Origin of the sequence: Falsirhodobacter xinxiangensis (assembly GCF_004959935.1) — a bacterium.
Taxonomy (GTDB): domain Bacteria; phylum Pseudomonadota; class Alphaproteobacteria; order Rhodobacterales; family Rhodobacteraceae; genus Falsirhodobacter; species Falsirhodobacter xinxiangensis.
Genome location: NZ_SMYN01000008.1, coordinates 20,327 through 39,075 on the forward strand (window position 1 = coordinate 20,327; position 18,749 = coordinate 39,075).

The following is an 18,749-nucleotide window of genomic DNA, read 5'->3' on the forward strand; positions in this document are numbered from 1 at the left end:
TGATTTTGACGCAATGGCAGGGGGATGACCGTTTTTGTCGCACCGGGGCGGCATAACTCGAATCGTCACCGAAAGGCAGACAGGCGGGCCGTGGAAGTTATTTCATCACCAGTGCATTTCCGTTGCGCACGGCCCGCTTCATTGCCCCAAGTGGCAGGGGAGAGGTAAGCTTCGTCCAAAAGGAGGAAGGATGCGAAAACCCGGCAGCGTTCGCGGTCTGGAGGCTTTGGGTCGCGAGCGGCTTTCGCGCCATTTCTTCATGCGCGATTTCCTGTGCTCCGAGATCGGCAATTTCCACGGCATCCCCAATATCCCGGACGATCCGGACCTTGCGCTTCATACCGAACGGATGCTGGCGGGCGAGCTTCTGGACCCGCTGGTCGAAACCTTCGGGCCGATTGCCATCCGGTCGGCCTATCGCGCGCCTGCGGTGAACGCCCATGGCTCGGAACACGGGTTGGGCTGTGCGTCGAATGCGGCCAGCCGGGCGGATCACATCTGGGACCAGCGCGATGCGGCGGGGCGCTGCGGGGCCTGCGCCAGCGTCGTGATCCCGTGGTTCGCGGACCAGTATGAGCGGGGTCGGGACTGGCTGGACCTTGCGTGGTGGATGTTCGACCATCTTGAGTTTCACGCCATCACGTTCTTTCCCAAACGCGCCGCGTTCAACCTTGGCTGGCGAGAGCAGCCCGAGAAGCGGATATCGTCGTGGATCGGGCCGCGGCGGCGCATCCACCGGCCCGGCGATGTGCCGCCCGCCGATCGCGCGGGGCGTTACGCCGATTTTCCGCCGTTCCGGGGGATCGCCTATCCGCCGCTGCCGCTATGACTTGGCCTCCAGCACCGATTCCACCGCGGCGACGAGGGCTGCATTCCTGAACGGTTTGGACAGGATCGCCGCGCCTTCGACCAACGTTCCGCGCTGCGCCACATCGTCGGGTGCGTATCCGGTGACGTGCAAGATCGGCAGGCCGGGCCGCAGCGCCCTTGCCGCCAGCGCGACGTCCAGCCCCGACATGCCATTGGGGAGCCCGATATCGGAAACCAGCATCATGATCTGCGGGTGAGAGGCGAGGAGGGCAAGGCCCGCGGGACCGTCGCCCGCCTCGATCGTGCGGTATCCGGCATCGCGCAGGACGGTGGTCAGGATCATGCGCATCACCGGCTCGTCGTCGATGATCAGCACCAGACGCTCGCACGGTGCGGCAAGCCCGGCTTCGCAGGGCTCGCCTCGCTTTGGGCGGGCAGCGGTCCGGCGGGGAACAGCATCTGCACGCAGGTGCCGCTGCCGGGCTGCGAGGTGATGGACAGCGTGCCGCCCGATTGTTCGACGAAGCCATAGGCCATCGACAGGCCAAGCCCCGTTCCGGCCCCGACCGGCTTGGTGGTGAAGAACGGCTCGATCGCGCGTTCGGCGACGTCGGCGGTCATCCCGATGCCGGTATCGGCGACCGAGATGGCGACGTATTGTTCGTCATCCGACGCCTGGGCCGAGGTTTCGCGATGCGAGGTGATGGTGATCGTCCCACCGCGCGGCATGGCATCGCGCGCGTTCAGGCACAGGTTCAGCAACGCATTCTCGAACTGGTTGTCATCGGCGAAGATGGTGAGCGCCGGGCATTCGCAGGTGAACTCGACATTCATCGTCGGCCCGATGGAGCGGCGGATCAGGTCGAGGAAGCCTTCGATCTGCCGCGCGACATTCATCTGCTTGGGTTGCAGCGTCTGCTTGCGCGAGAATGCCAGAAGCCGGTGCGTCAGTGCGGCGGCTTTGTCGATGGCGGCCTCTGCCGCGTCCAGAAGCGATGTGGCATCCTGCGGTTTCTGCTGCACGATGCGGGTGCGGGCCAGATCCACCAGCCCCGAGATGCCGCCGATCAGGTTGTTGAAGTCATGCGCGATGCCGCCGGTCAACTGGCCGACGGCTTCCATCTTCTGGGCTTGGCGCAGACTGGCCTGCGCATCCCGCAGGGCGCTTGCGCGGCAGCGTTCCTCGGTCACGTCCCGGGCAGATCAATAGAGGTGATCGCCCGACGGGACCGCGTGCCATGCAAGGTGGCGGTAGCTGCCGTCCTTGGCCCGCATCCGGTTTTCGAATGCCAGCGTCTTCTCCCCGGCGGCAAGGTCCTCGATCTGTTTCCGGGTGGCGGCGACATCGTCCGGATGTTCGATCCATTCGGACGTGCGGCCGATCAGTTCCTCGCGGGTCCAGCCGGTGACGCGTTCCCATGCGGGGTTCACATTCGTCCAGACGCCGTTCAGATCCGCGACCATCAGCATTTCCTGGCTGACCTCCCAGATCCTAACCCGATCGGTGACGCTGCTTGCATCCTGTTCGTTTGCGTCGATGACGTCCAATCCCTGCCCCCGCGAGAGTTTCGGCGCTCGCGAATAGGATGTAATTGGCGCGGCGAAATTCAAGCTCAGGTTGTGCTCACCACATTCCGCAACGACTCCTCGATCTTGCCGTCGCACCATGCGGCGCCGAACCTTTTGCGGCTGTCCGCTGCCTGCGCGGCAAGGTTGGGCTGGGCGCGCAGGCGGTCTGTCAGATCGGTGGTGGCGGGGGCCTCGGCCTCCAGCAGCGGTCGCAGGTCGGGCAGCCGGTCGGTCATCGTGCCCCACAGCGTGGCGGTGACGATCTGCGACAGCGGATCGGGCATCGGGCCGTGTTCCCATATCTGCATCCAGCGCCGGAGCCGGGGCAGGTAGTCCGTCCAGCTTTGCCGCGTCCACATCTGCTTGCCGCCATCCAGCGTCATCTCGTCCAGCACGTCGTTGGCATTGCAGACGATCCGGAGCGCGGGGGCGGCGTCCTTGGGCAGCAGATCGAAGGTCTGGCCCAGCCAGAGGCAGATGGCCGGCATCTGCGCCATCGCCTTGCCCGTCGGATTGTGGACCAGCATCGGCGGGGCCATGTGCGGCGTCGGCTGATCCTGCGGGGCTGCGGCCATCATCGCGCCGATGGCATCGCTGTCGGGTTCGGTCACGGTCGCGCCCTGATGGGCAAGGATGGCGCGGATGAATTCGCCCCGGAACGGGACGGGCCAGTAATAAAGGGTGTAATCCGGGGCGGTCATCGGCGGCTCCTTTGTGGTTGGCATGGGGAAACGGGTCGGGCGGCGATAAGTTCGGTCGGCGTGCAATCGCCGGGTGCGACGCGGGCGCTTGCCAATGGCTGCGCGATTGCCCTAGCTGCGCCCGCACAGGTTCCGGAAAGGGCTGGATGATGGACGGCATGTCGGGGCGCATGGTCGCGCGGATACAGGCGCAGTCGGATGCGCTGACCCCCAGCGAGACGCGGCTGGTCAGCGAGCTGATGCGCGTGCCACGAGAGATCGCGCTGGTCACATCCGCCGAATTCGCGGGCCGGGTCGGGGTGCACGAGGCGACGACTTCGCGCCTTGCCCGCAAGCTTGGATTTTCGGGCTATGCCGCCTTTCGCGACGCGCTGCGGCAGGAATATGTCCAGCGGAGCGAACCGGCGGATCGGCTGTCGCTGACGCTGGAGGCGGCAGAGGGCGATCATCTGGCGCATCTGGTGGCAAGCGAGATGGCGGCCCTTGCCTCGGTATCGGATCATGTGACCGACCACGCGATCGCCGAGGCGGCGGCACTGCTGCACGGGCGGCGGGTGTTCGTGTTCGCGCATGGACATGCAACCTCGCTGGCCGACATGGCGGAACGGCGGATGCGGCGCATGGGGATCGACACGCGCAGCCTGCGCGGCAATGCGCGCGATCTGGCCGAACAGGCGCTGCCGATGCGGGCGGGGGATGCGCTGCTGGCCTTTGCGTTCCGGCGACAGCCGCAGGGATATGCGCCGCTTTTGCGGCTGGCGGATGAGGTGGGGGCGGCGACGCTGACGATTTCCGACACGGTCGGCGCGCAGCTTCGGCCCGCGCCACAGCTTTTGCTGGCCGCGCCGCGATCGGGGGTGGCGGGCGGTTTCCAGACGTTGACGGTGCCGATGGTGGTGACGAACGCGCTGATCCTTGCGCTTGGCGCGGCGGGGCAGGGGGCAGCGATGGAGCCGCTGGACCGCTTGGGCAGCCTGATCGAAAACTTCGAAAACAGTTTTGCAAGATAGCTTGCATGTCATGTAAATGTTGCAAGTCGAGGCTACTGCTGGCACGAACACAGCAGCCCTTGGGGAATCACATGCGTTTTCTGCCGCTTCTTGCCACGCTTGCCATGACCGTGCCCGCCTGGGCGCAGGATCTGGACACCATGCCCGCCGCAGACCTTCTTCCGCTGGCGCAGGCCGAGGGCACGGTGACCGTCTATGCCTTCACCAGCCGGATCGGCCGGGTCGAAGCGGCGTTCGAAGCCGCCTATCCCGGCATCGACATGGTCAGCTTCGACATGTCCTCGACCGAGCAGATCGCGCGGATCAAGTCCGAGGCGGGTGCGGGGATCGCCGGGGCCGATGTCGTCTACATTTCCGACGCGCCGGTGGTGCTGACGGAGCTGTTCGCCGAAGGGCTGGTCGCGCAATATGTGCCGCCGCGCGTGGCCGAACTGGTGCCCGAGGCGCTGCAATCGCCGCTTCTGGCGCAGCGCCTGTCCACCAAGGTTCTGATGTACAACGAGGAAACCTATCCCGACGGCGCGCCGGTGGACAACCTGTGGGACCTGACGAAGCCCGAATGGGCAGGCAAGGTGATCATGGTCGATCCGCTTCAACGGGGCGACTATCTGGACCTGATGACGGAAATCGTGCTGCGCAAGGACGAAATGGCGGCGGCATACCAGACCGAGTTCGGCGAGGCGCTGCCCGAGGGCGAAGATGCGGGTAAACGCTTCATCGCCGATCTGTTCGCCAACGATCTGGTGCTGGTCGGATCGACCGACGACGTGAACGCCGCGATCGGCGCCAAGGGACAGGAGGCGGCGCCGATCGGCTTCACCTCCTATTCCGACCGCCGCGACAACGAGGACGAGGGCTGGGCGCTGCAAGTCGCGAACGAGGTGGCCCCGGCGAACGGGATCGTGTTCCCGGCGCTGCTGGCCGTGAACCCCAAGGCGGCAAACCCGGCGGCGGCGCGTCTGGCCATCGACTTCATGATGGGCGACGATACCGAGACGGGCGGAGACGGGTTCAAACCCTTCTATGTCGCGGGTGACTGGGCCACGCGCACCGACATCGCGCCGCACCCCGATGCGATCCCGCTGGACGATTTCAACGGCTGGACCATCGACGCGGCGGAAACCGCGAAGATCCGCGCCGAAGTGGCCGACCTGATCCTGACGCTGCAGTAAATGTTCGCGCTTCCTCGTGGCTTTGGGCTGACTTTCGGGGTCTTGGCCATCCTGGCGGTGCTGGTTGCGGCACCGCTGACGACCATCGTCATCGACACGTTGGGCAGCGCGGCATGGCGGGAGGTTCTGGCCTCGAACCTGTCGCGCAACCTGACGTGGCTGCCCTTGAAGAACACGATGATCCTTGGGCTGGCGACGGCGGTGGGTTCGGTTCTGATCGGGGGGTTCCTTGCCTGGCTGGTGGTGATGACGGATGTTCCGTTCCGCCGCACGCTTGGGGTGCTGGCGACCTTGCCGTTCATGATCCCCAGCTTTGCCACCGCGCTGGCCTGGGGCAGCCTGTTCCGAAACAGCCGCGCGGGCGGCAGCGTCGGGATGCTGGAAGGGTGGGGGATGTCCGTGCCCGACTGGCTGGCATGGGGCATGGTGCCGACGGCATTCGTGCTGATCTCGCAATATTTCGCGCTGGCTTTCACGGTGGTGGCCGCCTCGCTGGCCTCGCTGAACGGCGATGTGGTGGAGGCGGGGCAGATGGCGGGTGCGTCCCGCAGGCGGATCGTGTTCGGGATCGTGTTGCCGATGGTGACGCCGGCGCTTCTGGCGGGCGGATCGCTGGCCTTTGCGGCGGGGGTGTCGAACTTTGCCGCGCCGGCCTTGCTGGGTCTGCCGGTGCGGATGCAGACGCTGTCCACCCGCCTGTTCGGCATGGTCGAGATCGGGCAGACCGAGCGGGGGTATATCCTTGCGATGCTGCTGATCGTCGTGTCGGCGGTGTTTCTGGGCGCGGGCAACCGGCTGCTGGCGGGGCGGCGCAGTTTCGCGACCATCGGCGGCAAGGGCGCGCGGGCGAAGCGGATGGCTTTGGGCGGCGCGCGCGGTCCGCTCTGTGCGCTGGCGCTTGGCCTGTGTTTCGTGACGACCGTGCTGCCGATCATCCTGCTGGTGGCGGCGTCTCTGGCTCCGCAGGGCTCGGCGCTGTTTTCGAACTGGACGCTGCATTTCTGGATCGGCGCATCCGATCCGGGGTTTGCGCGCGGGCAGGCGGGCATCTTCCGCAACCCGCAGCTGATGACCGCGCTGTGGATGACGCTGGCGCTGGGCGTGGGGGTGGCAGTCGTGTCGGTTCTGATCGGGCTGCTGGCGGCGGTGGTGCTGAACGGCAAGCGCATTCCGGTGCTGACCGAGGCGGTGTCGCAACTGGCGTTCCTGCCGATGCTGCTGCCGGGAATCGCGTTCGGCGCGGCCTATATCGCGCTGTATGGCGCGCCGATCGGCCCGTTCCCGGCGCTGTATGGCACGCCGTGGCTGCTGGCGCTGGCGCTGGTGGCGGCGACGCTGCCCTTTGCGGTGCAGACGGGTCGGGCGACGGTCGCGCAGATTTCCGGCGATGTGGACGAGGCGGCGCGGATGACCGGCGCGGGGTTCGTTCGGCGGCTGTTCGCGATCACCCTGCCGCTGGCGTCCAAGGGGATGATCGCGGGGGCGCTTCTGGCCTTCGTCAACGTGATCGGCGATCTGGCTATCGTCGTGCTGCTTTATACGCCGCAGGTGCCGGTGCTTTCGGTGCTGTCCTACCGCTATGCCTCGGACGGGTTTCATCAGTTCGCCAATGCGGTGACGCTGCTGATCCTGCTGATTTCGGTGCTGGCGACGGTGCTGGCGAATGCGCTGAAGGGGCGCGGGAAATGATTTCGATTGAAAACCTGACCAAGCGGTTCGATACCGCCTTTGCCGTCGAGGATGTGTCGCTTCAGGTGCCCGAGGGCGGCTTTCTGGTGCTGCTTGGCCCTTCGGGCTGCGGCAAAAGCACGATGCTGCGGATGCTTGCGGGGCTGGAGGCACCAAGCAGCGGCGCGATCCGGTTCGGCGGGCGCTTGGTGGCCGATGGGCGCATGTCGATGCCGCCAGAGAAACGCGGGGCGGGGCTGGTGTTCCAATCCTATGCCCTTTGGCCGCATATGACGGTGGCGGGGAATGTGGAGTGGCCGCTGAAGGTGGGCCGGGTGCATGGCCGCGCAGCCCTGGTGGCCGAGGCGTTGGAGATGATGGGGCTGGGCGCGCTCGCGGCCCGCTATCCGTCCGAGATTTCGGGCGGGCAGCAGCAGCGCGTGGCCTTGGCGCGGATGATCGCCGCGCGGCCGAAATACATGCTGTTCGACGAGCCTTTGTCGAACCTCGACGCCACGCTGCGGGTGGAGATGCGGCACGAGATCGCGCGCATCCACCGCATGACCGGCGCGACCGCCGTCTATGTCACGCATGACCAGACCGAGGCGATGACGCTGGCCAGCCATGTCGCCGTGATGCGGGCGGGCCGCGTCGAACAGTTCGGCACGCCCGAGGATCTGTTGGCGCGGCCTGCATCGGCCTTTGTCGCAGGGTTTGTCGGCACGCCGCCCGCCAACCTGATCCCGGTGCGGGATGGGTCGTGGTTCGCGCGGATGCCGGATGCCGCCCTGCGCGGCGCGACGGGTCATGCCATGGTCCGGGCCGAGGATATGTCGCTGGCCGAACCCGGACCGCGCACCGTTCAGGCCGAACTGGTCGAGGCGATCCCGATGGTCGGGCGGCGGCTGGTGACCGTCCGGGCCGAGGGGATGCGCCTGTCGGTCGTGGCCCCCGCCTTCGGGGCCTTGCCCCCGACCGTGCATCTGATGCTGCCTGCCGCACCTGCGGCGATTTTCGATATCGAAGGAAGACCCGTTTGAAACGTCTTGTTCTTGTCCGTCATGGGGAAACCGAATGGAACGCGCTGCGCCGGTTGCAGGGGCAGACGGACATCGCCCTGAACGACCGGGGGCGGGGGCAGGCGCGGGCGCTGGCGCCGATGGTGGGCGGGCTCGCCCCCGATCTGGCGGTTTCGTCGGACCTGAAGCGCGCGGCAGAAACGGCCCTGCTGTTGGGCGTGGATGCGCGGCCCGAGCCTCGGCTGCGCGAACAGGATCTGGGCGACTGGTCGGGGCGCGAAATCGCGGCGCTGGATGCGGGCGAATATCAGGCGTGGCGCGCGGGGCAGTTCGTTCCCGAAGGCGCCGAGACCTGGGCCGTGTTCCGCGCCCGCGTCGCGCTGGCGATGCGCGATGCGCTGGCGGCGGCAGAGCGGACGGCGGTTCTGATCTGCCACGGCGGCGTGATCCGCGCCGCGCTGGATGCGGCGCTGGAGCTGGCACCCTCGCGCATCATTCCGGTTGGGCCGGGCAGCATGACGGTGCTGGCCTATCCCTCGGGCGGGGCGCGGCTGGAGGCGTTCAACCTGCGTGGCGGCAGTCTGGAACTGAACGCGCCCGATTAATTCAGCGGGATGTCGTTCGCCGATTTGCCCTGTTGGTAAAGATCCGACAGGCGGTCGTATTCGGCGCGGATACGGGTCGCGCGGGCGGCGTCGTCGGGCGTGCGGATCATCTCGGGGATGGACCGCGCGGTCCAGAAGGCGTTCTGCTTGCGATATCCGCCGGGGGGAAGGGTGAAGACCTCCTGCAATATCTTCAGGTCATGCGGGATCGCGAAGGCGTCGCGCGAATCCTCGTGGCTGAAGAAATAGAAGAAGTTGTCGAACCCCGCCCATGTGATCGCGGACAGGCACATCGAACACGGCTCGTGCGTGGACAGGAAGATCAGGTCCCTGGGATCGGGATGGCTGGGCATCTCGTGGAACAGCTTGATCGTATGAACCTCGCCATGCCAAAGCGGGTTCTCCGTCTCGTTATTGGTCCCGGCAAGGATCGTGGCGCCCGTGCGCTTGTCCAGCAGCGCGGCGCCGAAGATCTTGTTGCCTGCCGCGACGCCTTTTTCCGTCAGCGGCAGGACATCCCGTTCCAGCGCGGTCAGCAGGTGATCGAGGAGCGTTGCATCTTCCATTCCCCCACCATAGCAGGCGCAGCCCAGCGGACAAGGATCACGTCAGCGGTCTCGATCCGGCCCATGGGGGGGAAAGCGGGGCAGGCAACTCGTCGGGGTCGAAAACTGCGCCGTCGAAGAATGGATCGGGCAGCAGCATCACGCGCCCGGCGGCGGCGGGATGTAGGCTGGGTTCCGTCACCGCGCCCTCCAGCCGCGAGGATGCGGCGGGCAGGTCCGCGCCCGCAGGGCCGAGGTTCCGGCGATACAGGTCGGTGCGAAACACCGACATGGCGGTGTCTCGGGCGGCGGCGATGTCCAGCCCGTGCCGCGCGGCCAGGCGCGTGCCGATCCAAGTCGCCTGACTGCGCCAGGGGAATGTCGCGCAGCCGTCGAAGAATTGCAGGAACTGCGGCGCGCGGCGTTCTTCCCCCTCGGGCGAGATGACGAGGCGGTGGGCCATGATGCGCTCGATCACCTCGGGCGGGACGTCGATATGCCGGGCGAGGATTTCGGAAGCGGGCAGACGGTTGGCGGGGTGTTCCAGCCAGCGGCAGGACCGCCAGACCGCACGCATCAGCCGCGCGGTCAGATCGGGGGCGCCCTCGGCCCGGTCGCGGCGCATGGCCAGCACCTTTTCCGGCGCGCCGCGCCAGATGGCGGTGCCGGGCAGCAGCAGTTCCGCCTTGCCGCGTTCCACCGCCATCGACGCCCACGGCTCGCCCACGATGAAGGCGTCGATCTCGCCCGCGTCCAGCGCCTCGGCCATTTGCGGCGGGGGAACGGTGCGCAGGTCCAGCGCATCGCCGAAGGCGCGGCGCAACAGTTCCACATGCAGCGACAGCGCGAAGGGGATGCCGATGCGCAGGCGTTCCGCGCCCAGCGCCGCGCGGGCGGCGGGCACGTCGGCGAAATCGAACCCATATCCCGCATCGCGCATCCGGCGCGCGACGGGGCGCGACACGGCCAGCATCTCGCCCCCTTGCGAGGTCATCATCAGCGCGTCGATGGGCATGCGGATGCCGCCGATGCCAAGGCTGGCCGCGACCGGCACGGCGGACAGCATATGGGCGGCATCCACCGACCCGAAGGCCAGCAGATCGCGCAGCGCGGACCATGACGGGGCGCGGGTCAGGGACAGGTCCAACCCTTCTTCGGCCGCGAAGCCCAGCTCGCGCGCGATGATGAAGGGGGCGGCATCGACCAAGGGCAGGAACCCGGCGGAAACGGGCGTCAGGCTCATTTCAGCAGCTCCGCCGCGGTGATGATGGCTTGGGCCATGTCGATGATCTTGCGTTTCTGGTCCATCGCGCCGCGCCGCATCAGTGCATAGGCCTCGTCCTCGCCGATCCCCTTGGCTTTCATCAGGATGCCCTTGGCGCGGTCGATGATCTTGCGTTCCTCCAGCGCGGCGCGGGTGGCGGCAAGTTCGGCCCGGATGCGCTGGAACATGTGGAACCGCGCGATGGCGGCGTCGAGGATCGGGGTGATCCGTTCCGCCCGCAGCCCGTCCACGACATAGGCGGACACCCCCGCCTCGATCGCGGCGCGGGTCAGGCCCTGGTCAGACCGGTCCACGAACATCGCAACGGGCCGCTCCATCGGCGATGACGCGAGGCTCAACTCCTCCAGCACGTCGCGCGACGGGTTGGCAAGGTCGATCAGCACCAGATCCGGCGCAAGGTCGGCGATCCGGCGGGCAAGGCCCTTGTCAGTGTCGATGACGGTCAGGTCGTGGTCGCGGCCCAGCGCCTCGGCGATCAGGGCGGCGCGTTCGGGAAGCTTTTCGACAAGCACGATGGAAAGACGTTTCATCCGGGGTTCCGCAAAAGGGGCTGACCTCTGGTGGCCATGCCGGGCGGGCGGGGGCAATCGCGGGCGGGGCTTGCGCCGGGATTTTCCGCCCTCTGCCCGTTGCCGTGCAGATTGCGGGCGGTTCTGCCCAATTTTGCGGCGGCGGGGCGTTCCCTTGCCGGGGACTGCGCGGTGCGGCTTGCCACGGGCGGGCTCGCGATTCCACGGATTGCCTATGGGCCGCAACGGCGCGGCCATCACGGCAATGGCGCTGCAAGGAGGGTTTTCCCACCGCTGCGCCATGTGGACCCCCTCCTTGCAGCCATCACGGCAGGAGGAATGCCAATGGCCTATGTCCCACCCTCGGATTTCGTGACCCGGATGATCGACGCCGGCGAGGCGAAAGTCTTCATGTCCACCCGCGATACGGTGATCCGCGCCTATATGGCCGGGGCGATCCTTGCGCTGGCGGCGGTGTTCGCCGTCACAGTCACGGTGCAGACGGGCGTGCCGATCATCGGCGCGATCCTGTTCCCGGTCGGGTTCTGCATGCTTTACCTGATGGGCTTCGATCTTTTGACCGGGGTATTCACGCTGGTTCCGCTGGCGCTGATCGACAAGCGGCCCGGCGTGACGATGCGGGGGATGCTGCGGAACTGGAGCCTTGTGTTCGTCGGCAATTTCGCCGGGGCGTTCACGGTGGCGGTGATGATGGCCATCGTCTTCACCTATGGCTTCTCGCAGGCGCCCGATGCCGTCGGCCAGAAGATCGGCGAAATCGGCCATTCGCGCACCGTCGGCTATGCCGATCACGGCGCGGCGGGGATGCTGACGCTGTTCATCCGCGGCGTGCTTTGCAACTGGATGGTGTCCACGGGGGTCGTGGCGGCGATGATGTCCACCAGCGTGTCGGGCAAGGTCATCGGGATGTGGATGCCGATCATGCTGTTCTTTGCCATGGCCTTCGAACATTCGGTGGTGAACATGTTCCTGTTCCCCTCGGGCATCCTGCTGGGCGGCGATTTTTCGGTGATGGATTACCTGATCTGGAACGAGATCCCGACCGTGGCCGGGAACCTCGTGGGCGGGCTCGCCTTCGTCGGGCTGACGCTTTACGCAACGCATCACCGGACCGCGCCGAAGCGCGATGCCAAGGGGCCGGTGGGCGTTCCGGCAGAGTAACCCCTAGGGGTAGAGGCGGATCAGCAACCGCGACAGATCATAGGCCTCGTCCACCGTCAGGCGGTGGGCGAATTCGGTCTGGATCGCCTCCATATAGGCGGGCCAGATGCGGTCGTGCAGCCCCATGGCTTCGGGCGTCAGATAAAGCTGTCGGGCACGGCCCGATCCGGGGCGCGGATCGCTGCGCAGGAACCCGGCGGCAGACAGGCGCGAGACGTGGCGCGACAGGGCGTATTGCGGCAAGAACAGGCGCCCCTCCAGTTCGGCCATCCGCAATCCGCCCGGACCGGCGCGTTCGACCTCCAGCAGGATCTCGTACCAGATCGGATCTTCGATCCCGATGGCCTCCAGCGCGCGGGCGATGCGGGGGGCGATGCTGCGCTGGATGCGGGCAAGGTTGAACCACACGCGGTTATGCGCGATGCGCGGATCGTCGTCGTCGAACGGTGTCTGGCTCACCACGGGCTTCCCGTTGTCTTTGGCTGATGGTCGCGATAGCAGGAATGATCCCCCGCATGAAGGAGCCTTGCCATGCCCGGACCCGAGGTCGTTCCCGTTCACGGCGACGCGGCGCTGCCGCCCGAGGTCGATGTGGTGGTCATCGGCGGTGGGATCATCGGCACGTCCACGGCGCTGGAACTGGCCGAAAGCGGGCTGCGCGTCGCGCTGTGCGAAAAGGGCGTGATCGCGGGCGAGCAGTCCAGCCGCAACTGGGGCTGGGTGCGCATCACCCGCCGCGACCCGCGCGAGGTGCCGCTGATGGCCGAGGCGTTGCGGATGTGGTCCGGCATGGCCGAACGGGTGGGGCGCGACGTCGGATATACCCGCGCGGGGATCATGTTCACCTGCATGACGGATCGGGATTTCGCGGATCACGAAGGCTGGGTCGGCAATGTCGCGGGCCGGGGTCTTGGGACGCGCATGATCTCGGGGGCGGAGTTCGCGGCCATGAATCCGGGCGGGACGATGGTGCCGAAGGGCGCGCTCTATACCCCCGAGGATGGGCGGGCCGAGCCGCAGAAGGCGGCGCCCGCGATTGCCGAAGCGGCGCGGGCGCGCGGCGCGCATCTGCTGACCGGCTGCGCTGTGCGGGGGATCGAGACCGCTGGCGGCAAGGTCAGCGGCGTCGTGACGGAACGCGGGGCGATCCGCTGCGGCGCGGTGGTGCTGGCGGGCGGGGCATGGTCGAACCTGTTCGCGGGGAACCTCGGGGTGGATCTGCCACAGCTCAAGGTGCTGAATTCGGTCATGCGGACTGCGCCGCTGGACGGGCCGGAGCACACGATCTGGGCGATGGGGTTCGCCATCCGCAAGCGGCAGGACGGCGGATACACCATCGCCTCCGGGCACGAGAACGTGGTGAACATCGTGCCGAAGACGTTCCGTTACGCGCTGCCTTTCCTGCCCGCGCTGCGGCATGAATGGCGGTCGCTCAAACTGCGCATCGGGCGGGAGTTTCTGGACGAGGCGCGGATGGCGACGCGCTGGACGCTGGACGGCGCGACCCCGTTCGAGGCGTGCCGCGTGCTGGACCCCGAACCGAACCGCGCGATTCTGGACCGCGTGCTGAAAAACCTGCGCACCGCCTTTCCGGTCTTCGGGCAGGCGCAGGTGGCGCAGCGTTGGGCGGGATATATCGACGCGACGCCGGATGCGGTCCCGGTGATCTCGGGCGTGGATGCGGTGCCGGGATTCTTCATCGCGACCGGGTTGTCGGGCCATGGATTCGGGATCGGCCCCGCGGCGGGGCGGCTGATGGCCGATCTGGTCACTGGTGCCGCGCCGCTGGTCGATCCGCATGATTTCCGCTTGTCGCGCTTTTCCGACGGCAGCCCGATCCGGCTCGTCACCGGCTTTTGATCTTGCATGGGCGCGGCTGGCGCTGTTTTCTCGCGTCTGACAAGAGGGGGGAAACATGTCAGACATCGCGATCCAAGCCGCCGAACTGCTGCGCCGTGCCGAAACCGGCGACAAGCTTGACCGCCTGCCCGACGGGTTGGTGCCGACGGACGAGGCGCAGGCCTATGCCATTCAGGATGCGGTTCTGGGCGATCTGCCCGTCGCCGCGTGGAAGGTCGCCGCGATCCGCGCGCCGGGGCCGCTGCAAACCTCGCCGCTTTCGGACGACATGGTGATCGAGGGCAGCCTGCCGCCCCATCTGCGCGCGCCCGAGATCGAGGTGGAAATCGCCATCCGCATCGACACCGACCTTCCCCCGCGCGAGGGCGATTATGACGAGGCCGAGGTTCTGGCCGCGCTTGGCCCCGCCTATGCCGCGATCGAGGTGATCGAGTCGCGCTTCGTCAGCCGGAAGGAGGCCGAGAAGGTTTCCGTTCTGGCCGACCGCGCCAGCAGCGGCGGCGTCGTCATCGGGTCGGGCGTGTCGGATTGGCTGGATCTGGATTTCACCGCGCTGAACGTCTCGCTGGTGGGCGATGGGCCGATTGCGACCGCCTCGGGGAATGCGACGGTGCAGCAGACGGTGCAGGCGCTGGTCTGGCTGGCGAACCACGCCTCGCGCCGGGGGATCGGGCTGCGGGCGGGGCAGTTCGTCATCACCGGATCGCGTATCGGGCCGATGCCGGTCGCGCCGGGCCAGCGGCTTGTCGCGGCGATCGAACGGATCGGCGAAGTGACGCTGGCCGTCTGATGTGGCTTGAGGCGGGCGATTATCGGCTGGAGGTTGCGCCGGAACGGGGCGCGAGCATCCTGCGCGCCGAATGGAGGGGCCGGCCGATCCTCGTGCCGCCCGAAGGGTGGCCGGCGATGAAGTCGGGGTGTTTCGTGATGGCGCCCTTTGCGAACCGGATTGCGGATGGGTGGTTCAGCTGGCGGGGGCGGGACCGGCAACTGCCGTTGAACAGCCCGGACGAAGGGATGGCCGTGCATGGCTTCGTGCGCGACCGTCCGTGGCGGGTGGCGGGCGAAGGGGTGTTCGTGCTGGACTGGGGCGGCAACTGGCCGTTTCGGATCGAACAACGCATCGAGGTCACGCCCGGCGGGATCGCAATAAGCCTTTCGTTGCACAACACCGGAGATGCGGAAATGCCGTTCGGCATCGGTCTGCATCCATGGTTCTTCCGGCCCAAGGGAACGCGGCTGGTCTTCGCGTCGGGCGGGGCGCATTTGCGCGACGAAAGGGGACTGCCGCTGCCGGAACGCCGGGATTATCCGGAATTTACCGCGGGCGATACGCCCCCGTATCTGGATGGTTGTTTCACCGGATGGGATGGCCAAGCGCGCATTCTCTGGCCGGGTGCGGTGCTGGACATGCAGGCGGACGGGGCGTTGCGGTATCTGCATGTGTTCAACCCCGCCCATCGCGACGCGATCTGCGTCGAGCCGGTGAGCCATCTGCCCGATGCGGTCAACCGGCCGACCCTGCCGCAGATGGATGTGCTGGCCCCCGGCGAGATGCTTTCGGGGGCCATGTATCTGCGGGTGTCAGCCGTCTGAATCCTCGTCCGGCGGCGACATCGGCGCGGCCTCGGGCTGGCCGGAACTGCCGCGTCCGGCGCCTTCCTCGTTCGGGGCGGGAGGCTGTTCCACCTCCGGCTCCGGCTGGGTTTCGGGCGGCGGCGGGGGAGGGGGCGCGGGCTGTTCCTGCGCATGGGCCGCACCGCCCAAAGCCAGAAGGATCGCCGTCGCGGCAAGCTGAAGTCGCATCTGTTTTCCTTTCCTTGCTTTGGGGTGCAACCGGAAGGGCGGCGCAAGGTTCCCTTGCCAAGCGCGGTCCCCGGTGCGATGCCGGGCGCAGACATGAAGGAGAGATGACATGAAGATCCTCACCCTTGGGGCGATGCTTCTTTCGTCCGGCGCGGCATTTGCCGCCGATCTTGGCCCGCTGGTGACCCCGGCGGAGGTGCAAAGCGCAGACCAGCCGCTGGTGCTGGACATCCGCGGCGAAGCTTACGGGCAGGGCCATATCGCAGGGGCGGTCGCCGCCCCCTATGCGCTGTTCCGCGGCCCGGCCGAAAACCCCGGCGCGCTGGTGCCCGAGGATCAGCTGGAGGCGACGCTGCGGTCCTTGGGCGTCACCACCGACCGCCCCATCGTGATCGTGCATCAGGGCAAGGACGATTCCGATTTCGGATCGGCGGCGCGGGTCTATTGGACGCTGAAATCCTCGGGGCTGGAGCATCTGTCGATCCTGAATGGCGGGATGGCGGCCTGGGCCGATGCCGGCCTGCCGCTGGAGACGCGGGCGGTCGAGCCGGTGCCATCCGACATCAACATCGAGTTTTCCGACCGCTGGCTGGCCAAGGGTGACGAGGTGGCGCAGATCGTCGGCGGCCAGCGTCCGGCGCGGCTGCTGGATGCGCGGCCCGTCGCATTCTATCAGGGGCAGCAGTCGCACCCCGCCGCCACCAAGCCCGGCACGCTGCCGGGGGCGGAAAGCGTCGAACACTCCGTCTGGTTCAGCGGCCCGACCGAGGTGCTGGACGCCGCCGGTGCCGCCCGCGTCGCGAACGGTCTGGGCCTGAAGGACGGCGAGGAGGTCGTGGCCTTCTGCAACACCGGCCATTGGGCTGCGACCGAATGGTTCGCGCTGTCGGAACTGGCCGGGGTGCCGAACGTGAAACTCTATCCCGATTCCGTCGTAGGCTGGTCGCAGCAGGGGAACGAGATGGCGAACACGCCGGGGCTGCTGCAGAACCTCGTGAACCAGATCCGGGGGAATTGATGACGGCAGTGGTGGCAAGTCCGGCGCTGGCGCGTCCGGCTTTGATCGCGGGGGCGCTGGCGGCGGTGCTGGCCGTCGCGCTGTTCGCGGGGGCGCGGTTCGGGCTGCTGCTGGCCATCGGCCTCGGCTTCGGCATGGTGCTGGAGGGGCTGCGCTTCGGCTTTGCTGGGCCGTGGCGGGCGATGATCCTGCGGCGCGAACCGGGGGGCATACTGGCGCAGCTTCTGGCGATCGGGCTGGTGGCGGTGGCGGCGTTCCCGCTGATCGCCGCCCATCCGGGCGAGATCGGCGGCGCGGCGGCTCCCATCGGCTGGGCGATGGCGGGGGGCGCCTTCGTCTTCGGCGCGGCGATGCAGGTTGTGCTGGGCTGCGGGTCGGGCACGCTGGTCAATGCCGGAAGCGGCAATCCGGTCGGGCTGCTGGCACTGCCCTTCTTTGCCATCGGCAGCTTCGCGGGGGCCTATCATCTGATGTGGTGGACGGGGCTGGGCGCGCTGCCCGTTCTGGTGCTGGAGGGGACGGGCGGGCTGATGCTGACGCTGGGCCTTCTGGCGGCGGTGGCGGTGGTCGTGCTGGCCCTGGCCGCGCCGGGCACGCGGCGGGTGCCGGGGCGGCTGGTGCTGGCGGCAGCCTTGGTCGCGGCACTGGCGGTGGGCAATCTGGTCGTGTCGGGGCAGCCTTGGGGCGTCGTCTATGGCCTTGGGCTGTGGGCGGCGAAGGGGGCGGTTGCGCTTGGGGCGGACCTGTCGGGGTCGCCCTTCTGGGCTGCGCCGGGCAATGCCGCGCGGTTGCAGGCAAGCATCCTGACCGACGTGACCACGCTGACCAACCTTGGCCTGATCGGCGGCGCGTTCCTGATCGCAAGCTGGCGGGGGCTGGGGCAGGCGCTGCCGAAGCTGCCGCTGCGGGCATGGATCGCGACGGCGGTGGCGGGGCTGGTGCTGGGCTATTCCTCGCGCCTTGCCTTCGGCTGCAATGTGGGGGCGTTCTTCTCCGGCATCTCGACCGGGAGCCTGCATGGCTGGGTCTGGTTCGCCGCCGGGTTCGCGGGATCGTTCGTGGGCGTGCGTTTGCGCCCCGCCCTTGGGTTGGAGGGTCGGGCATGACGCGCCGCACCACCGCCCCCTTGGCCCTCGCGCTGCTTGGGCTGCTGATCCTGTTCGACCACGCGACGTCCGATCTGAACCCCTATCGCGCGCCGCCGATGCTGGCGCTCGGCTCCGGCACGGCGGCGGTTGGGGGCTTCTGCGGCGCGCTGCCGCAATGATCAATGCGCGGTGGCCAGCATCCAGCCGGCCATCGCCACCATCATCACGTTTTCGGTCAGCGACAGGAACCCGAGCGGGACCGTGCTGGACCCGCCGACGCAGGCGCATTTCAGGTCGCGCCGGTCGATATAGACCGCCTTCAGCACCGACACCGCCCCGATCGTGCCGATGACCAGTGCCAATGGCGCCGACAGCCATGTCAGCACCCCCGCGATCATCAGCACCCCGGCCAGCCCTTCGGCAAAGGGATAGGCATAGGCGTAAGGCACCCACCGCCGCGCCAGCAGGTCGTAGTTCAGGAACATCGTCGCGAACCCGTCGAGGTTCTGAAGCTTGATCAGCGCCAGCGCCACCATGCTGAAGGCGACGAACCATTCGGCGGCGCGCAGGGTCAGGGCGCTGCCGAACGCGGCATGGCTGGCGGCAAGCGCCATCAGCGCCGTCATCGCGAACAGCGCGATCACCGGGCGATAGCGGTTGGCCGGGCGCAGGCCGAAATGACGACGCAGATCGTCAATGCCGCCGATCCGCGTGCCGCCGATGAAGACCTGCGGCACCGTCGCGACGCCGTGTTCGGCCTTGAACGCATCCACCTGCGGGCGGGTGGTCAGGTGCCGATCCTCCACCCGGTAGCCTTTGCGGCGCAGCAGGTGTTTCGCCTTCATCCCGTGCGGGCAGGAAAGCGTGCGAAAGATGGTGGCGGTTCTGTCTGTCATGGGATT

23 protein-coding genes are annotated in these 18,749 nt (G+C 67.7%); 13 read left to right on the forward strand and 10 right to left on the reverse strand.

Annotation, left to right across the window (positions count from 1 at the left end; translation table 11 throughout):
* The first annotated feature begins 190 nt into the window (after positions 1-190).
* Positions 191-829: a hypothetical protein gene (locus E2K76_RS11195; protein ID WP_136684398.1), complete on the forward strand. Its 639-nt coding sequence runs from the start codon at positions 191-193 to the stop codon at positions 827-829.
* Here the strand turns inward: E2K76_RS11195 and E2K76_RS11200 are convergent.
* The 4 genes from E2K76_RS11200 to E2K76_RS11215 all read right to left on the reverse strand — a co-directional run bounded on the left by E2K76_RS11200 (position 824) and on the right by E2K76_RS11215 (position 3,080).
* A complete protein-coding gene (locus E2K76_RS11200) occupies positions 824-1,186 on the reverse strand; it encodes a response regulator (protein ID WP_136684399.1) in 363 nt (120 codons plus the stop codon). The genes E2K76_RS11195 and E2K76_RS11200 overlap by 6 nt on opposite strands.
* Positions 1,180-2,001, reverse strand: coding sequence for a sensor histidine kinase (locus E2K76_RS11205; protein ID WP_136684400.1), 822 nt, complete (start codon positions 1,999-2,001; stop codon positions 1,180-1,182). The genes E2K76_RS11200 and E2K76_RS11205 overlap by 7 nt, the downstream gene beginning before the upstream one ends.
* Positions 2,002-2,013: 12 nt before the next feature.
* A complete protein-coding gene (locus E2K76_RS11210; protein ID WP_169053278.1) occupies positions 2,014-2,358 on the reverse strand; it encodes a PAS domain S-box protein in 345 nt (114 codons plus the stop codon).
* A 65-nt stretch (positions 2,359-2,423) separates the two neighbouring features.
* Entirely contained in the window at positions 2,424-3,080 is a 657-nt protein-coding gene (locus E2K76_RS11215) for a glutathione S-transferase (protein WP_136684402.1), read from the reverse strand.
* A 146-nt stretch (positions 3,081-3,226) separates the two neighbouring features.
* On the opposite strand from E2K76_RS11215, the gene E2K76_RS11220 reads away from it, so the two are divergent.
* The 5 genes from E2K76_RS11220 to E2K76_RS11240 all read left to right on the forward strand — a co-directional run bounded on the left by E2K76_RS11220 (position 3,227) and on the right by E2K76_RS11240 (position 8,554).
* A complete protein-coding gene (locus E2K76_RS11220; protein ID WP_220432216.1) occupies positions 3,227-4,090 on the forward strand; it encodes a MurR/RpiR family transcriptional regulator in 864 nt (287 codons plus the stop codon).
* A 71-nt stretch (positions 4,091-4,161) separates the two neighbouring features.
* Positions 4,162-5,262: an ABC transporter substrate-binding protein gene (locus tag E2K76_RS11225; protein ID WP_136684403.1), complete on the forward strand. Its 1,101-nt coding sequence runs from the start codon at positions 4,162-4,164 to the stop codon at positions 5,260-5,262.
* The gene (locus E2K76_RS11230) at positions 5,263-6,951 is read left to right on the forward strand and encodes an ABC transporter permease (protein WP_136684404.1); all 1,689 of its coding nucleotides are present in this window, start codon (positions 5,263-5,265) and stop codon (positions 6,949-6,951) included. It abuts the gene before it with no gap.
* Positions 6,948-7,970 carry an ABC transporter ATP-binding protein gene (locus E2K76_RS11235; RefSeq protein WP_136684405.1) on the forward strand — a complete coding sequence of 341 codons (1,023 nt, stop codon included), beginning with the start codon at positions 6,948-6,950 and terminating at the stop codon, positions 7,968-7,970. Before E2K76_RS11230 ends, E2K76_RS11235 begins: the two co-directional genes overlap by 4 nt.
* Positions 7,967-8,554, forward strand: coding sequence for a histidine phosphatase family protein (locus E2K76_RS11240; protein ID WP_136684406.1), 588 nt, complete (start codon positions 7,967-7,969; stop codon positions 8,552-8,554). Before E2K76_RS11235 ends, E2K76_RS11240 begins: the two co-directional genes overlap by 4 nt.
* Here the strand turns inward: E2K76_RS11240 and E2K76_RS11245 are convergent.
* The 3 genes from E2K76_RS11245 to E2K76_RS11255 are packed head-to-tail and all read right to left on the reverse strand — an operon-like array spanning position 8,551 to position 10,914.
* Positions 8,551-9,120, reverse strand: coding sequence for a nucleoside deaminase (locus E2K76_RS11245; RefSeq protein ID WP_136684407.1), 570 nt, complete (start codon positions 9,118-9,120; stop codon positions 8,551-8,553). The two genes, E2K76_RS11240 and E2K76_RS11245, sit on opposite strands and share 4 nt — an antisense overlap.
* A gap of 37 nt (positions 9,121-9,157) precedes the next feature.
* Positions 9,158-10,342, reverse strand: a complete 1,185-nt coding sequence (locus tag E2K76_RS11250) for an ABC transporter substrate-binding protein (RefSeq protein ID WP_136684408.1) — start codon at positions 10,340-10,342, stop codon at positions 9,158-9,160.
* On the reverse strand, positions 10,339-10,914 hold the full coding sequence (locus E2K76_RS11255; protein ID WP_136684409.1) for an ANTAR domain-containing response regulator: 576 nt from the start codon (positions 10,912-10,914) through the stop codon (positions 10,339-10,341). The genes E2K76_RS11250 and E2K76_RS11255 overlap by 4 nt, the downstream gene beginning before the upstream one ends.
* A 324-nt stretch (positions 10,915-11,238) precedes the next feature.
* On the opposite strand from E2K76_RS11255, the gene E2K76_RS11260 reads away from it, so the two are divergent.
* Positions 11,239-12,075 (forward strand): formate/nitrite transporter family protein, encoded by an 837-nt coding sequence (locus tag E2K76_RS11260; protein WP_136684410.1) that lies wholly within the window; start codon positions 11,239-11,241, stop codon positions 12,073-12,075.
* A gap of 3 nt (positions 12,076-12,078) precedes the next feature.
* On the opposite strand, the gene E2K76_RS11265 is transcribed toward E2K76_RS11260, so the two are convergent.
* The gene (locus E2K76_RS11265; protein ID WP_246032946.1) at positions 12,079-12,534 is read right to left on the reverse strand and encodes a MarR family winged helix-turn-helix transcriptional regulator; all 456 of its coding nucleotides are present in this window, start codon (positions 12,532-12,534) and stop codon (positions 12,079-12,081) included.
* A gap of 72 nt (positions 12,535-12,606) precedes the next feature.
* On the opposite strand from E2K76_RS11265, the gene E2K76_RS11270 reads away from it, so the two are divergent.
* From E2K76_RS11270 to E2K76_RS11280, 3 genes are read left to right on the forward strand one after another with little or no spacing between them, the layout of a single operon-like run.
* Entirely contained in the window at positions 12,607-13,935 is a 1,329-nt protein-coding gene (locus tag E2K76_RS11270) for an NAD(P)/FAD-dependent oxidoreductase (protein ID WP_136684411.1), read from the forward strand.
* Positions 13,936-13,990: 55 nt separating this feature from the next.
* Complete coding sequence (locus tag E2K76_RS11275; protein WP_136684412.1) at positions 13,991-14,725, forward strand: 2-keto-4-pentenoate hydratase; 735 nt, start codon at positions 13,991-13,993, stop codon at positions 14,723-14,725.
* Complete coding sequence (locus E2K76_RS11280) at positions 14,725-15,531, forward strand: aldose 1-epimerase (protein ID WP_136684413.1); 807 nt, start codon at positions 14,725-14,727, stop codon at positions 15,529-15,531. The genes E2K76_RS11275 and E2K76_RS11280 overlap by 1 nt, the downstream gene beginning before the upstream one ends.
* On the opposite strand, the gene E2K76_RS11285 is transcribed toward E2K76_RS11280, so the two are convergent.
* Complete coding sequence (locus E2K76_RS11285) at positions 15,520-15,741, reverse strand: hypothetical protein (RefSeq protein WP_136684414.1); 222 nt, start codon at positions 15,739-15,741, stop codon at positions 15,520-15,522. The genes E2K76_RS11280 and E2K76_RS11285 overlap by 12 nt on opposite strands.
* A gap of 109 nt (positions 15,742-15,850) precedes the next feature.
* Here E2K76_RS11285 and E2K76_RS11290 point away from each other — a divergent pair, with 109 nt between their 5' ends.
* The 3 genes from E2K76_RS11290 to E2K76_RS20335 are packed head-to-tail and all read left to right on the forward strand — an operon-like array spanning position 15,851 to position 18,026.
* On the forward strand, positions 15,851-16,759 hold the full coding sequence (locus tag E2K76_RS11290; RefSeq protein WP_136684415.1) for a sulfurtransferase: 909 nt from the start codon (positions 15,851-15,853) through the stop codon (positions 16,757-16,759).
* Positions 16,759-17,865 (forward strand): YeeE/YedE thiosulfate transporter family protein, encoded by a 1,107-nt coding sequence (locus E2K76_RS11295; RefSeq protein WP_136684416.1) that lies wholly within the window; start codon positions 16,759-16,761, stop codon positions 17,863-17,865. The genes E2K76_RS11290 and E2K76_RS11295 overlap by 1 nt, the downstream gene beginning before the upstream one ends.
* Positions 17,862-18,026, forward strand: a complete 165-nt coding sequence (locus E2K76_RS20335) for a hypothetical protein (protein WP_169053279.1) — start codon at positions 17,862-17,864, stop codon at positions 18,024-18,026. The genes E2K76_RS11295 and E2K76_RS20335 overlap by 4 nt, the downstream gene beginning before the upstream one ends.
* Here E2K76_RS20335 and E2K76_RS11300 read toward each other — a convergent pair whose 3' ends face one another.
* Positions 18,027-18,743, reverse strand: a complete 717-nt coding sequence (locus E2K76_RS11300; protein ID WP_136684417.1) for a MauE/DoxX family redox-associated membrane protein — start codon at positions 18,741-18,743, stop codon at positions 18,027-18,029.
* Positions 18,744-18,749 lie beyond the last annotated feature (6 nt).